The sequence below is a fragment of the Bacillus sp. EB106-07-01-XG149 genome, assembly GCF_058791555.1.
On record NZ_JBYTDP010000010.1, the window covers coordinates 65,354 to 79,777 of the forward strand.

The following is a 14,424-nucleotide window of genomic DNA, read 5'->3' on the forward strand; positions in this document are numbered from 1 at the left end:
ACGCAAACAAAACATATCATCTAACGAAAACATATGCTATACTATAGAATAATTACAACATAATAACTATTAAAATCAGATTCAACAGAAATGCTGCTATCCATTATGGATGGCAGCTTTCGTCGTTTTATAGGGGTTTCGATTTTGATTCTTTTTCTCAATAAGAATTTGGAAGGAGCGAGTAGTAATGAACTCAGAAGTAAAAACATTACAAGTACAAAAGTCTATTTCTCATCCCTCTTTATGGGATACATTAACGAAACATCATGAACTTATATTTGCAATCGCATCTGGTATTTTCATTTTAGCTGGTTGGTTATTCACAAAGAACGATGCAATGAATGTAGGCATTACTTGCTATATCCTTGCTTATATAGTTGGTGGATATGCAAAAGCGAAAGAAGGTATTGAAGATACCATTGAAGAGAAAGAGCTAAATGTCGAAATGCTCATGCTCTTTGCTGCTATCGGTGCTGCAATCATTGGCTACTGGGCAGAAGGTGCAATTTTAATCTTTATCTTCGCACTAAGCGGTGCGATGGAATCTTATACATTAAGTAAAAGTCAAAAAGAAATTTCAGCGCTTCTTGATTTACAACCTGAAGAAGCATTACGTATTTCAAATGGACCCGAAGAACGTGTTCCTGTTGGACGATTACAAATTAACGACATTATTTTAATTAAGCCAGGTGAGCGCGTTCCTGCTGACGGTACGATTCATAACGGTGAAACAAATATCGATGAAGCAGCAATTACTGGAGAACCTATTCCAAATGAAAAAAAACATGGCGATGAAGTATTTGCCGGTACCGTAAATTTACGCGGTGCTATCGAAGTTAAAATTACGAAGCCGAGCGATCAAACATTATTCCAAAAGATTATCCGTCTCGTCCAAAGTGCACAAAGTGAAAAATCACCATCACAACTATTCATCGAAAAGTTTGAAGGAACATACGTAAAAGGTGTACTACTCGTTGTTGCGCTTATGATGTTCGTCCCTCATTTCTTACTTGACTGGAGCTGGAATGAAACGTTTTATCGCGCTATGATCTTACTTGTAGTCGCATCTCCTTGTGCACTCGTTGCTGCCATTACACCAGCAACATTGTCTGCAATTTCTAACGGAGCAAGAAATGGAATTCTCTTTAAAGGTGGCATACATTTAGAACGCCTCGCTTCAGTAAAAGCGATCGCCTTTGATAAAACAGGAACATTAACAGAAGGAAAACCTACCGTAACAGATGTATATGTTCGAGAAAGTATGACAGAAAAAGAAGTACTTTCTATTACAGCATCAATTGAAAGTCACTCTACACACCCTTTAGCTGAATCTATCGTTAAATATGCACAACATGCGTATGACATTGTATTAAAAAAACCAGAAAATGTTGAAGATGTAACTGGTTTTGGACTCAAAGGAATATTTGAAAACAAAGCTTATAAAATAGGTAAAGCTGATTTTATCGGTGAAGAAACAAAGACATTTCATAATGGTATTTCTGCCTCCCTTGAAAAAGAAGGTAAAACTGTCGTTTATATTAGTGATGAGAGAGGCATTCTTGGACTTATCGCTTTAAAAGATACGCTTCGCCAAGAAACAATAGCTGCTATTCGTGAATTACAAAGCATTGGTGTCGAAGCAATTATGATTACTGGAGATAATGAAGAAACGGCAAAAGCAATTGCCTCTGAAAGTAATATAAAGGAATATTACGCATCATGCTTACCAGAAACAAAAGTTGAAACGATTAAAAAGCTAAAAGAAAAATACGGGACAGTAGCAATGGTCGGAGATGGTATAAATGATGCTCCTGCACTCGCTACTGCCAGCATTGGTGTAGCAATGGGTGAAGGAACAGACGTAGCTTTAGAGACTGCAGACGTTGTACTTATGAAAAACGAATTATCTCGCCTTTCCCAAGCAATCCGCTTATCAAAACGAATGAACCGTATTGTAAAGCAAAACGTAATCTTTTCACTAGCTGTAATTGCAATGCTGATTTGTTCAAACTTCTTGCAATTTTTAGCTCTTCCATTCGGTGTGATTGGGCATGAAGGAAGTACAATTCTTGTCATTTTAAATGGCTTACGATTATTAAATGGAAACAAATAAAACGGGTCCCTCATAGAGGACCCGTTTTTTTAATGGTAGCTATTATGCCCGTTCGCACTACTACTCGTTTTATGCTTTGGATGCGAACTGCTCTTTTGTTTATTGTTATTTTTGTTGTTGTGGTTCTTTTTATTATTACTCATGAAATATCCCCCCTGTTCCCTATTATTATGGAACAAGAGGTCATTTTTCATTACGGGAATTATTGTCACCCGTCCTATAATGATGGAGTAAACCATTAATTTCACCGCCAAGTAAAATTACCCATCCAGTTAAGTAAAACCATAACATTAAAATAATGATACCACCGAGACCACCATATGTATTGGCGTAATTCGCAAACTTATCTACATAATAAGCAAATGAGTACGATACCACAATCCATCCTACAGTAGCAAATGTTGCTCCTGAAATGACTTCTCTTCTTTTTAACTTTCGATCTGGTGCAAATGTATATAAGAAACTAAACAAGGCAAATAGTACGAAGAAACTCGCTACTAAGCGTGTAATGCTCCATACGAAAGAGAAACTATCTGATAAACCGAGTGCTTTAAACACCGCTGCTCCAATAACTTGTCCGAATACCGGGACAATTAAAGCAAAGACAATCATAAAAATGATAGCTAATGTAAACACAATTGATAACGCTCTTGTTGTAATAAAAGAACGTGTTTCTTTCACGTCATAGGCGCGGTTAAAAGCATTCATAACCGCATTAACACCATTTGAGGCAAACCATAACATGGATAATAAACCAAATGATAATAAACCACCATTTTGCTGATTTACAACTTTATCTACATTTACCTCAATTAAGTTCATTGCATCATCTGGTACATAAACCTCTAATAAACTAAGCACATCCTCTGTTTGAATGGGAATAAATCCAAGAAGCGTAATTAAGAAAACGAGCCCAGGAAAAATTGCAAGCAAGAAGAAATAAGCGAGCTGTGCTGCCAAGCCCGCTACATCATCGCGCATCGTTCGGTCATATAAGTCTTTACCAAACGAATAAGTACGATGTCTCCTCACCTTTTCTAAAATTTTTCTCATATATGTTTAAACGCTTTTCTTCTCTTCTTTATCTTGCTTCAACTCAATGTACGCTTCAGTTTTTTTTCCCTCTACATTTGAGTCTTTCATAAATAGTTCACGCGCTTCTTTCATACCGCCATCTTCAGCAACTACTGGCTCTTCTTCTGCTTTCAGCTCATCTACCTTTGAAGATACAGCTTGAATTTCAATCGTTTCTGGCTTCTCTGCTGGCTCAACCTTTTTCTTACTAAAAATTTCTTTCGTTTCTTTTAACGTCTCTACAACAGACGGCGTCAATTTTTTAATTTCTGCTACTTTCGCTTTTACTACATTGAAGTCAGCGAGTTCGCGTCCTTTATCTGTAACAGTTTGCACTTTTTCTTTTATCTTCGCATTTTCACCGATTTCAATCATCTTTGTTTTTGCTTTTTCCGCAGTATTTTTTACTTTTTCACGGTTTTCCTTCTTCAACATAGATACAGCTACACCTGCAGCTACACCAATCGCAATGTTTCGAGCAATATTATTTTTCTTTGCCATATTCCTTCACCCTTTCATTTCTTATATTAGAAAGTATTTCTTTCTAAGCTTCCTCATATTCCTTGTTCATTTCGAATGAAAGCTAATAGCTTTGCACACCCTTCTGTTACAAGGTCATATACTTCTTGGAAATTCCCTGTATAGTAAGGGTCGGGAACGTCTGTCCAGCCACCGTCTGGAACAAAATCGGACAGTCTACCAATATAGCCTCCAGTTTTACCTAAACTTTTTAAATCTGCTATATTCTTGTTGTCCATGGCAATAATATAATCAAACTTTGTTAAGTCTTCTTTTTCTACCTGCCTTGCTTTAATTCCTTCAAAAGTGACTGCATTTTCTTTTAAAATTTTTTGTGTTCCTTTATGTGGCGGATGGCCAACATGCCAATCTCCAGTTCCTGCAGAATCAATGACAATTTTCTCCTCGAGTCCCTCTTTTACGACAAGATCTCGAAAAATTGCTTCTGCCATCGGTGAACGGCAAATGTTCCCAAGACAAACAAACAATACTTGAACCATATTTTTGTTCTTCCCTTCTTGGTGCATTTCTTTATATATACTTATAGTATAAACAACCAATTATTAATTATAAAGGAAATCCCTACTAATTTAATAGGATTGAAAAGATTCATTAACGAAAATGATAAAAAATGTTAAGATATCCTTATGTTATTTTAAAGGGGGACACTTCGGTGGATTTATCCGTAAAGTCAGAAGAAAACGTTGAATATATGGTCGAAGCTATTAAAGAAAAATTACGTATGGTTAATGCTGGAGCGATGAGAGCTGCTAGCTTTAATGAAGAAATGTACGAAGACTTACGTGACATTTACGAGCATGTTATGAAACGTGAAACATTCAGCATCAGTGAAATGCAAGCTATTACAGAAGAATTAGGTACATTAATTAAAAAGTAAAAAAAGCCTCGTTTATATGAGGCTTTTTTTATTTCCAACAAATTCATGACAACTTTTCTCTTTCCCTCAACCAACTGTAAAATACTGTACAATGGAAGTAGAACCTCACCTTAGATTTTTTCTCCATACATACTACTCACAAATAATAGCAACACTACCATTGCTAACTGTTTTTACTGGAGGTGCTTACTTATGAGCAATTGGTACAGTAAGACGAAAGATCAAACATTAATCGACTTAGAAACAAACGAACAACACGGTTTAACAGATGAAATCGTAAATGAACGTTTAAAGCAATACGGTTCTAATGAATTAGCTACAAAACAAAAACGCACGTTATGGCAGCGTATTTTCGCCCAAATTAATGACGTCCTCGTATATGTCCTTATTATTGCTGCCCTTATTTCTGCCTTTGTAGGTGAATGGGCTGATGCTAGTATTATCGCGCTCGTTGTAGTTTTAAACGCTGTTATCGGTGTCATCCAAGAATCGAAAGCAGAACAAGCTTTAGAGGCATTGAAAAAGATGGCGACACCTAAAGCTATCGTCAAGCGAGATGGTGAACTAAAAGAAATTCCATCTGAACAAGTCGTTCCAGGTGATATTGTCATGCTGGATGCAGGACGTTATATCCCATGTGATTTGCGACTTATTGAAACCGCAAATTTAAAAGTTGAAGAATCTGCTCTAACTGGTGAATCTGTCCCTGTTGATAAAGATGCAATTTACCACCCTTCTATGCAAAGTGATGAGCAAGTACCATTAGGCGATCAAAAAAATATGGCCTTTATGTCGACACTAGTAACATATGGGCGCGGAGTCGGTGTCGCTGTTGAAACTGGAATGAACTCACAAATTGGTAAGATTGCTACCCTTTTACATGAAGCCGACGATGATATGACACCACTTCAAAAGAGCTTAGCACAAGTCGGTAAGTATTTAGGCTTTGTTGCTGTATCTATTTGCGTCATTATGTTTATCATCGGTTTTTTACAAGGACGAGATACGTTAGAAATGTTTATGACTGCTATTAGTTTAGCCGTTGCAGCTATTCCAGAAGGCTTGCCGGCTATTGTTTCCATCGTTCTTGCAATTGGTGTGCAGCGAATGATTAAACAAAATGTTATCATTCGTAAACTACCAGCTGTCGAAGCTCTCGGTTCTGTCACAATTATCTGTTCAGATAAAACAGGTACGTTAACGCAAAATAAAATGACCGTTACTCACTTTTATAGTGATAACACATACGACCATTTAGAAAACTTAAATGTAAATAATGATGTACAACGTCTATTGTTAGAAAATATGGTGCTATGCAACGATGCTTCTTACAGTTCCGACTCACAAACAGGGGACCCTACAGAAATTGCCCTTCTTGTTGCTGGAAACACTTTTAACATGCAAAAAGATCATTTAGAAAAGATACATGAACGCGTTAACGAGCTGCCTTTCGATTCAGATCGTAAAATGATGTCAACTGTTCATACATACGATGACAGCTACTATAGCATGACGAAAGGTGCTATTGATAAACTCTTACCTCGATGTACCCACATATTTAAAAACGGTAAAATCGAGGTTCTAACAGATGCTGATAAAAATCAAATATTAGAAGCTGCCGGGGCAATGTCTCAAGAGGCTTTAAGAGTACTTTCATTCGCATTTAAACAATACAATTCAAACGATGTGGTTATAGATCATCTCGAAGAAAATCTCATCTTTATTGGTCTTGTCGGTATGATTGATCCACCGCGAACTGAAGTAAAAGATTCCATTACAGAATGTAAAAAAGCCGGTATTCGCACAGTTATGATTACTGGTGACCATAAAGATACCGCATTTGCAATTGCCAAAGAACTTGGTATTGCCAAAGAAATATCTGAAATTATGATTGGAACTGAATTAGATAACATCCCAGATACAGAACTAGCAAATAAAATTAATCACTTAAATGTATTTGCCAGAGTCTCTCCAGAGCATAAAGTAAAGATTGTAAAAGCATTACGTGCAAAAGGAAATATCGTTTCTATGACTGGTGATGGCGTCAATGACGCTCCATCTTTAAAACAAGCAGATGTTGGCGTAGCGATGGGCATTACAGGAACAGACGTTGCAAAAGGGGCAGCGGATGTAGTATTAACAGATGATAATTTCTCATCTATCGTGAAAGCTGTTGAGGAAGGGAGAAATATTTATCGTAACATAAAAAAATCAATTCTCTTCCTACTCTCTTGTAACTTTGGAGAAATTATCGCTTTATTTTTAGCTATTTTACTCGGTTGGGCAACACCACTACGACCTATTCACATTTTGTGGGTCAATTTGATTACAGATACACTGCCTGCATTATCACTTGGGGTTGACCCTGAAGATCCAGATGTGATGAAGGAAAAACCACGACATGCGAAAGAAAGCTTATTTAGTGGTAGCGTTCCTTTTCTTATTTTCAATGGGGTTGTCATTGGACTTTTAACGTTAGCAGCCTTTATCGCCGGGGCAAAATTCTATACCGGAGATACAAATTTATTTCCTCTTTTCCCAGAGAAAATTGATGAAGATGCCCTATTACACGCTCAAACGATGGCATTTGTCGTTCTTAGTTTTTCTCAGCTCGTTCATTCATTTAACTTGCGTTCAAGAACGAAATCCATTTTTTCAATTGGGATCTTTACAAATAAATATTTAGTCTTCTCCCTTCTTATCGGTGTTCTTATGCAAGTGTGTATTATCTCCATCCCACCTCTTGCAAATATATTCGGTGTACACGCATTAACGATGCGAGATTGGGGATTTGTTCTCTTATTAAGTATCATTCCACTTGTTGTGAATGAGATCATTAAATTAGTAAAGAGAAACTAAAAGGCAATGAGGATTATTCCTCATTGCCTTTTCATTTATTTCACTATTTGCGGGAGATGTCCCTACTGATTAAAGTTTCACTTTATCCTTGTAATTCTTTTTTTATGTTCTCTGTTAACGTAGCCATACGCTTGCGGCTTTCTTCGCGCTCACGTTTATTTTGCTCTTCAATTTGTTGTGTTTCTTGCATACCTCTTGAAATAATGTTCCAAGTTTCCTCAAGTGTTTCCATCTTAATACTAGAAGAACCTGATAATCTCGCTACTTCCACACTTTGCGTTGCAATATTTTGTGCATTTTTCTTAAGTAATTCATTTGTGCGGCGATCAAGTTCAGCCATAGAATCTGCAACAAGCTTTTGACGTTTCGCATTCACCGCTTGAATAATACCATTTTTAAAGATAGGAATCGTTGTAATAAATGCTGTATTGATTTTACCAATTAATTTATTATTACCACGTTGAACCATACGAATTTGTGGTGCTGTAAGTAGCGCAACCATACGTGCTTTTTCTAAATCATCAATACGTTGCTCTAAAATTTCAACAGAATTTTTCAGTGATTCTAATTCAATACCTGCTAATTGGTCATTGTTGCGCACGCGCTCTTCGTACATTGGAACCAACTCTGTATTTAAACGCTCTAATAACATTTCTCCTGCTACTACATACTTTTCTAAGTCTAAATAATATTTTAAATTTTGCTCATATAAACCATCTAACGTACCGATTGATTTTTTCATTTCATCTTGATACTTTGTAATTTCTACGTATACTTTATCCATTTCGCGACCCATTGTTTGGTACTTACTAAAGATCTGTTCAATCATTTTATCAGCTTTTTTGAACATACGTGAGAAGAAACCGCTTTTCTCTTCCGCAAAGTCTTTGCTATCGAATCTGTCCATAATTTTACCAAGCTGTTTTAATAATTCTCCGGAGTCTTCTATTTTTGATAAAGACATTGTATGTAAAATTTGATCAGCGAAACGTGAAATTTCCATAGATGGTTCTTTTCCAAGCTCGATTAATTCTAACTGATCTTTAATATCTACTGCATTATAAATACGTTGTACTTCTGCATCTTGTCTAAGTTGTAAACGAACATCTTGTGCCGTTTGCTCATTTAATTCTGTTTTCGAATCTAGTATGACTGGGTTATTCATATGGCATTCTCCCTTTCCTTATAAAAATGGACGAAATAGTCCTTTTATTGTTTGTGATAAATTTTTATAGGCTGATGAACCATGAAACTCAAGATCGAAATTAACTTCTTCAAGCCAATGGGAATCAAATGCTTCTGCTTCAATATACGGTTCAATATCATTTCTCCCCGTTGGATTAAAGTGGAATACATCTACCCCAATTTGATTTAAAAATAATAATAAAACAGCATCCGAACGGCTTAATTCTCCGCTCTTCTCATTATTAAATATAACAATTTTCGGTACTTCTTGCGAGTAATCAAATTTCTCAAGTTGCTCTAAAATGTTCGGCGGTATTTGAGAAAGCTGTGCGAAAACATACAGTGCTACATCTTGTTTCGTCTCTTTCGCAATGGGTTTACACATTTCACTTTCGCACGTATGGATGATCGCCTCTGCAATACCATGTTGCAATCCTTCTGGCAAACGTTTATGTGGCCACCAATGACTGTTCATAATTAAATCAGGGTGTAATTTCCCCCCGCGGTCTAACGCATCTCGGTAATGATATTGGAAATTCGCTTTTTGTTCTTTCGTAAACGGAAATGTATTAATTAATAAACTGTTATCAAATGATGTAATAGCCTTTAATCGCTGAAAATATTCTTTATCATTTTTTGAGACACCTGATATTTTCGCAAATAAAGAAGGGATATAAATGTGTTTATTTTCAACAAAGAATGTTGGACGCACAAATGCCTTTTCTTTCGTAATTAAAAAGAGTTCATCATACGTTGTTTTGAGCGTACGAGCTACAGGCGTATAGGAACGAAATTGCCATGGCTTGTACAGCAGTGAGTTATCATGGTGAAGTACTTGTTCAATTTCTTTTGAAGCCTGATACGCTACTGTCGCAACTCGCTCACGGCGGCGATCTGGAAATGGCTCAAGAGAAATCCGACCTGGATGAGACACAACAAAACTTCTTCCTTCCTCATCAACATTCTCAAATCCATCTTTTCCTTCTGGGTGATAATAAAGTACATCGCAACCGAGCATAATAAGAAAGTATAAGAAATATATACGGCTTTCCTGTGCATCACCGTACCAAATAATGCGCGGCATTTGTTTCTTATAATTAATCGTAGAGAACCACTTCGCTACGTAATTTTCACTTAATTTAATTATATCAATTAAGAAACGACGGAATCCTTCTGTTTTTAACGATTGGTTATGTTGTTTCTCATATAATTTCAATACAGAAATAAACGTCGTATGTATATAATGCTGTAAGTCAGGATTGTCTACTTTCGGTAAAAGTTGTTTCCCAGATAAATGTGCCACTAACCTATTTACTGTCAGACCATTTGGTGCTTCTTGATGTAATCCGAACACTTCTTGAATATGACGAAGCTTTTCCGAATCAATCACTTTGTTTAAATTTTGTTCGTGTAAAACTTCGATTCCTTTCGCTTCACTATAATCAAATAGCTCATTAAAATATTCATCTACATCATTAGGAACGCCAAGGATTCGACATGCTATATAACTAAACTTCATCTCATTCTCTGTCAGTTCATATTGTGGGCGTTTTTCTAAAAGCGCTTCAAATTGCTTTAAATCTGATTCGTCTTTTAATGCACATGGTTGAAGTGTAAAACGTGAAAACACAACAGTTCACCTCCAAAAACATTTACTTTTTTTATAAAGTCTCTCTTCTATTATAAACTATTTTTAGTTATAAAAAATGGGCGCTCGCATAACGAGCAAACCCATTTCAATTATTTATGATTATTTTTAGTAGCTGCAACTTCTTCTTTAGCTTGTCCAGAATTCTTCATGTAGTGAAGTATAAACGTTGCTCCAAATGCTACAACTAAAATAATGAAGAACAGTGTATGACTAATATGAATATCAATTAGAGACAATAGCATTTTCGATGCGATAATTAAGATTAAAATATATGCTGTTGTTTCAAGCTCTGGAATACGCTCTAACAATTTTAAGAATACACCAGCGATACCACGCATCATTAAAATACCAAGCATTCCGCCTAATAATAGAATCCAAACTTCATTAGATACACCGAATGCAGCAAGTACGCTATCTACAGAGAACGCGATATCCATTAATTCAACCATCGCAACTGTTCCCCAGAAGACACCGAACATTCTAAAGAGAATACTATTTTGATTCATGCCATGAGCTTCTTCTTCTTCACTTGCACCTTTACGCTTATCAATAAAGTATTTCACTGATAACCAAGCAAGGTAAAGTGCACCAAGAAGTTTTACCCACCATAATTTAATTAAGAACATTCCGATTCCAATTGCAATAAAACGGAATACATAAGCTCCAATAAGTCCATAGAATAATGCTTTTTTACGCTTTTCTTCCGGAAGGTGTTTTACCATTACCGCTAATACAAGTGCGTTATCAGCAGATAACAACCCTTCAAGTACAACAAGTGTACCTATTAATCCCCAAGATACTGGATCTTGCAACACTTTAATCCACATGTCCAAGTCGAAAAACTGAGCATACGTATCAAGGATTCCTTGCAAAATACTCATCTTACCTATATCCCCTATTCTTTGCTAGATTTATAGAAAGGTCAAAAAAAGGAAACGAATGTCGTTTCCTTCCTATGCTTCCAAGCCATACGCTCTTACAAGCGCACCTAAACCACCTTGGAATCCACTTCCTACTGCATTAAACTTCCACTGTCCATTATGACGGTATAATTCACAAAAGACAACTGCTGTTTCGATGGAGAAATCTTCCCCTAAATCAAAACGAAGAACTTCTTCATTCGTTTCTTCATTCGCTAAACGAACGAACGCATTTCCTACTTGTCCAAAGTTTTGACTACGGCCTTCTCCATCATAAATTGTAACTGTAATAGCAATTTTGTGCACATCTGCTGGAACTTTCTTTAAATCCACAACAAGTTGTTCATCATCGCCTTCACCTTCACCTGTACGGTTATCTCCTGTATGTAGAACAGATTCACAAGGAGACTGTAAATTATTATAGAAAATAAAATCAGTTTCCTTCGTACATTTTCCATTCGCATCTAATAGGAATGCTGATGCATCTAAATCGAAATCTGATCCACCGTCATAAGATTTAATATCCCATCCAAGACCAATTACTGCTTTTGTTAAGCCAGGGCTTGTCTTACCTAAATCAATCTTCTGTCCTTTTTGCAATTGAATAACCATTTATATTCACCTCTATATTTTATATCTTAAAAAATATATCCATCAGTAAACACCTGTTTCACCGATGGATATATAAAATCTATTACTCTACATCTAAACCGAAATTATTACATAGAGACGCTAATCCGCCCTGGAATCCACTTCCGATTGCATTGAACTTCCAGTCACCTGCATGACGGTATAATTCCCCTACTACAACAGCTGTTTCAATAGAGAAATCTTCTCCTAAATCGTAACGAATTAACTCTGCATTCTTTTCTTCATCTAAAATACGTACGAAAGAGTTAGAAACTTGTCCGAAGTTTTGGCTACGACCTTCTCCATCGTAAATTGTGATTGAGAAACAAATACGTTCAATATGTGCAGGTACATTTTTTAAATCTACTTTAATCGATTCGTCATCGCCTTCACCTTCGCCAGTTCGGTTATCTCCTAAATGCTCGACAGCACCATTCGCACCTTTTGGATTATTATAGAAGACGAAATCCTCTGTACCTGAAACTTTACCGTTAGCACCTACTAAGAAAATACTAACATCTAAATCGAAATCGTTTTGTCCGTCATAACGATTCGTATCCCAACCAAGTCCTACAAGAACTTTTGAAAGACCTGGATTTGTTTTTGTTAAGTCTACCTTTTGTCCTTTTTTCAATGAAATTGATGCCATATTCAATTCCTCCTCGGTTTATTTTATTGATAACGTGATACAATCTCACTTAAGTTTTTATCTTGTGTGCCTTCTCCAACAGCTGAAAACTTCCATTCACTTCCGTGGCGATACATTTCACCTGCAATTAGAGTCGTTTTGCCAGCATAATTATCCGATAAATTATAGCGTGCTAATTCTTCACCAGTTTGCGGGTTTTGAATACGAATATACGCATTACGAATCATCCCGAAATCTTGGCGACGATTTACACAGTCATAAATATTTACAACGAATACTAAACGATTAATACGGCTCGGAACTTTATGTAATTCTACGAAAATTGTTTCGTCATCACCAGCGCCTTCACCTGTTAAATTATCTCCTGAATGAATAATACTACCACAAGTAGAAAGCTTGTTTCCGAAGTAAACTAAATCGTTTTTGTTTAAAAAACGATCCCCTTCTAACATAACAACAGATGCATCACAATCTACATTTGGTTTACTTCCAAATAATGAAGACAGAAACCCACCTGATTGCCCAATTGGATCCCAGCCTAAGCCAACCTGTAGTTTTGCTACTTTTGGTTGTCCTTTCGTTAAATCGATCTTTTGACCTTTTTCTAAAATAATAGGCATGCAGTTTCTTCCTTTCTACAAAGCATTTTCCAAGGCGGAAAATATTGTATTCTTCCCTTATATTGTAGCATTATTTACCTAATGATAAAAAGGATAAATTCTCAGTTATATGAAAACATTCATATAATTTACTTATGATGATGTAAGAAGTGGTAAATAGAACCAATCATTCCTGCACAATTACCGTTTTGTGCAAGTTCAATCTCACAATTACTATAAATCTCTTTATCTAAATATTTTTCTACCTCTTCTTTTACTTCTTTTAAGAACTGATTTCCCCTATCAGTAATTCCTCCACCTATAACAATCATTTCTGGATTAAAAATATAAGCAAGATTACTAATTCCAATCGCTAAATGTTTAAAGAAAACCTCAACCGCTTGTGTAACTTCTCTATCTCCTTTATCATACAGTTCGAAAATCGTTTTTCCATTCCAATCACTTTCACCTTTATATTTTCGCACAAGACGAATTAACCCTGAAATGGAAGCGACCCCTTCAAACGGCTTTCCTTCTATTAACATATTTCCCCATTCACCAGCACTAAAAGAATGTCCTCTGTATAACTCTCCATCTATAAAAATCGCTCCTCCAATACCAGTTCCAAGAGTAAGCATAATAAAATTTCTTTTTCCGTTTCCAATACCTTTCCACTTCTCACCCAAAGCTGCACAATTCACATCATTTTCAACGGATACAGGAACTTGTAATACCTCTTGCAATCTATCAATAATAGGAATAGTCGCGTAGTTCGGAATATGCTCCACCCCTCCCGTTACAACTCCTTTATGAATATTAACAATTCCCGCAGTACTAATGCCAATTCCCGAAATTGTATGTTCATTCATTAATTTTCGGGATAGAAGAATAAGTTTTTGAATGATTTGTTCCCCACCCAAATGAATTTCTGTTGGAACTGTTTTATGCTTTAGTACTGTTCCTGTTTCTGAAACAATTCCATATTTAATTTGTGTACCACCAATATCAAATGCAATATATTCTTTCATCTGCTGTCACTTCCTCTACTGTAATGAGTGTAAAATTCTCACTGCTCTACTATTTATAAAGTGAAACTTTAATCAGTGGGGTTTTGTTCATCCCCCACCTAAATTCTTTGCTTTCGCTGAATTTTCAGGTGGGGTTCTTACTACCCGTCAAATAGCGGGATAAAGAGTTTACATTAACTCTTTTCTCTCTTCAAAAATACACCACCTTTTTCTATATATAGTTTTTTTTGCATAAAACTCTTTTTCCTAAGAAATATTACAAAAGGATGTATTTTAGATGGAATATTAATTTCTTAGGA

At 36.0% G+C, this 14,424-nt stretch carries 13 protein-coding genes; 3 read left to right on the top strand and 10 right to left on the bottom strand.

What is annotated here, in order from left to right; genetic code table 11:
- The first annotated feature begins 187 nt into the window (after positions 1 to 187).
- On the top strand, positions 188 to 2,113 hold the full coding sequence (locus AC3WTA_RS25990; protein WP_001083800.1) for a heavy metal translocating P-type ATPase: 1,926 nt from the start codon (positions 188 to 190) through the stop codon (positions 2,111 to 2,113).
- Between the two features lie 183 nt (positions 2,114 to 2,296).
- Here AC3WTA_RS25990 and AC3WTA_RS25995 read toward each other — a convergent pair whose 3' ends face one another.
- Genes AC3WTA_RS25995 through AC3WTA_RS26005 form a run of 3 tightly spaced genes read right to left on the bottom strand, consistent with a single transcriptional unit; the run spans position 2,297 to position 4,206 of the window.
- A complete protein-coding gene (locus AC3WTA_RS25995) occupies positions 2,297 to 3,166 on the bottom strand; it encodes a YihY/virulence factor BrkB family protein (protein WP_001226522.1) in 870 nt (289 codons plus the stop codon).
- Between the two features lie 6 nt (positions 3,167 to 3,172).
- On the bottom strand, positions 3,173 to 3,688 hold the full coding sequence (locus tag AC3WTA_RS26000; protein WP_001085385.1) for a DUF4075 domain-containing protein: 516 nt from the start codon (positions 3,686 to 3,688) through the stop codon (positions 3,173 to 3,175).
- 53 nt (positions 3,689 to 3,741) lie between these two features.
- Entirely contained in the window at positions 3,742 to 4,206 is a 465-nt protein-coding gene (locus AC3WTA_RS26005; protein ID WP_000250910.1) for a low molecular weight protein-tyrosine-phosphatase, read from the bottom strand.
- A gap of 173 nt (positions 4,207 to 4,379) precedes the next feature.
- On the opposite strand from AC3WTA_RS26005, the gene AC3WTA_RS26010 reads away from it, so the two are divergent.
- Together AC3WTA_RS26010 and AC3WTA_RS26015 are read left to right on the top strand one after the other, a co-directional pair.
- A complete protein-coding gene (locus tag AC3WTA_RS26010; RefSeq protein WP_000366197.1) occupies positions 4,380 to 4,604 on the top strand; it encodes a DUF1128 domain-containing protein in 225 nt (74 codons plus the stop codon).
- A gap of 192 nt (positions 4,605 to 4,796) precedes the next feature.
- Complete coding sequence (locus tag AC3WTA_RS26015; RefSeq protein WP_000073678.1) at positions 4,797 to 7,463, top strand: cation-translocating P-type ATPase; 2,667 nt, start codon at positions 4,797 to 4,799, stop codon at positions 7,461 to 7,463.
- A gap of 82 nt (positions 7,464 to 7,545) precedes the next feature.
- On the opposite strand, the gene AC3WTA_RS26020 is transcribed toward AC3WTA_RS26015, so the two are convergent.
- From AC3WTA_RS26020 to AC3WTA_RS26050, 7 genes are all read right to left on the bottom strand, one after another.
- Positions 7,546 to 8,628: a toxic anion resistance protein gene (locus tag AC3WTA_RS26020; RefSeq protein WP_001064402.1), complete on the bottom strand. Its 1,083-nt coding sequence runs from the start codon at positions 8,626 to 8,628 to the stop codon at positions 7,546 to 7,548.
- A gap of 18 nt (positions 8,629 to 8,646) precedes the next feature.
- Positions 8,647 to 10,278, bottom strand: a complete 1,632-nt coding sequence (locus AC3WTA_RS26025) for a YceG family protein (protein ID WP_000492828.1) — start codon at positions 10,276 to 10,278, stop codon at positions 8,647 to 8,649.
- A 110-nt stretch (positions 10,279 to 10,388) separates the two neighbouring features.
- Positions 10,389 to 11,180: a TerC family protein gene (locus AC3WTA_RS26030; RefSeq protein WP_000025707.1), complete on the bottom strand. Its 792-nt coding sequence runs from the start codon at positions 11,178 to 11,180 to the stop codon at positions 10,389 to 10,391.
- A 72-nt stretch (positions 11,181 to 11,252) separates the two neighbouring features.
- The gene (locus AC3WTA_RS26035) at positions 11,253 to 11,831 is read right to left on the bottom strand and encodes a TerD family protein (RefSeq protein WP_000236646.1); all 579 of its coding nucleotides are present in this window, start codon (positions 11,829 to 11,831) and stop codon (positions 11,253 to 11,255) included.
- A gap of 82 nt (positions 11,832 to 11,913) precedes the next feature.
- Positions 11,914 to 12,498 carry a TerD family protein gene (locus AC3WTA_RS26040; protein ID WP_000146732.1) on the bottom strand — a complete coding sequence of 195 codons (585 nt, stop codon included), beginning with the start codon at positions 12,496 to 12,498 and terminating at the stop codon, positions 11,914 to 11,916.
- A 23-nt stretch (positions 12,499 to 12,521) separates the two neighbouring features.
- Positions 12,522 to 13,118 (bottom strand): TerD family protein, encoded by a 597-nt coding sequence (locus tag AC3WTA_RS26045; protein ID WP_001121586.1) that lies wholly within the window; start codon positions 13,116 to 13,118, stop codon positions 12,522 to 12,524.
- A gap of 128 nt (positions 13,119 to 13,246) precedes the next feature.
- On the bottom strand, positions 13,247 to 14,125 hold the full coding sequence (locus AC3WTA_RS26050) for an ROK family protein (RefSeq protein WP_070169378.1): 879 nt from the start codon (positions 14,123 to 14,125) through the stop codon (positions 13,247 to 13,249).
- Between the last annotated feature and the right edge of the window lie 299 nt (positions 14,126 to 14,424).

Coding starts and splice junctions, on each gene's coding strand:
- AC3WTA_RS25990 (WP_001083800.1), top strand. CDS start 188: ATGAACTCAGAAGTAAAAACATTACAAGTACAAAAGTCTATTTCTCAT.
- AC3WTA_RS25995 (WP_001226522.1), bottom strand. CDS start 3,166: ATGAGAAAAATTTTAGAAAAGGTGAGGAGACATCGTACTTATTCGTTT.
- AC3WTA_RS26000 (WP_001085385.1), bottom strand. CDS start 3,688: ATGGCAAAGAAAAATAATATTGCTCGAAACATTGCGATTGGTGTAGCT.
- AC3WTA_RS26005 (WP_000250910.1), bottom strand. CDS start 4,206: ATGGTTCAAGTATTGTTTGTTTGTCTTGGGAACATTTGCCGTTCACCG.
- AC3WTA_RS26015 (WP_000073678.1), top strand. CDS start 4,797: ATGAGCAATTGGTACAGTAAGACGAAAGATCAAACATTAATCGACTTA.
- AC3WTA_RS26020 (WP_001064402.1), bottom strand. CDS start 8,628: ATGAATAACCCAGTCATACTAGATTCGAAAACAGAATTAAATGAGCAA.
- AC3WTA_RS26030 (WP_000025707.1), bottom strand. CDS start 11,180: ATGAGTATTTTGCAAGGAATCCTTGATACGTATGCTCAGTTTTTCGAC.
- AC3WTA_RS26035 (WP_000236646.1), bottom strand. CDS start 11,831: ATGGTTATTCAATTGCAAAAAGGACAGAAGATTGATTTAGGTAAGACA.
- AC3WTA_RS26040 (WP_000146732.1), bottom strand. CDS start 12,498: ATGGCATCAATTTCATTGAAAAAAGGACAAAAGGTAGACTTAACAAAA.
- AC3WTA_RS26045 (WP_001121586.1), bottom strand. CDS start 13,118: ATGCCTATTATTTTAGAAAAAGGTCAAAAGATCGATTTAACGAAAGGA.
- AC3WTA_RS26050 (WP_070169378.1), bottom strand. CDS start 14,125: ATGAAAGAATATATTGCATTTGATATTGGTGGTACACAAATTAAATAT.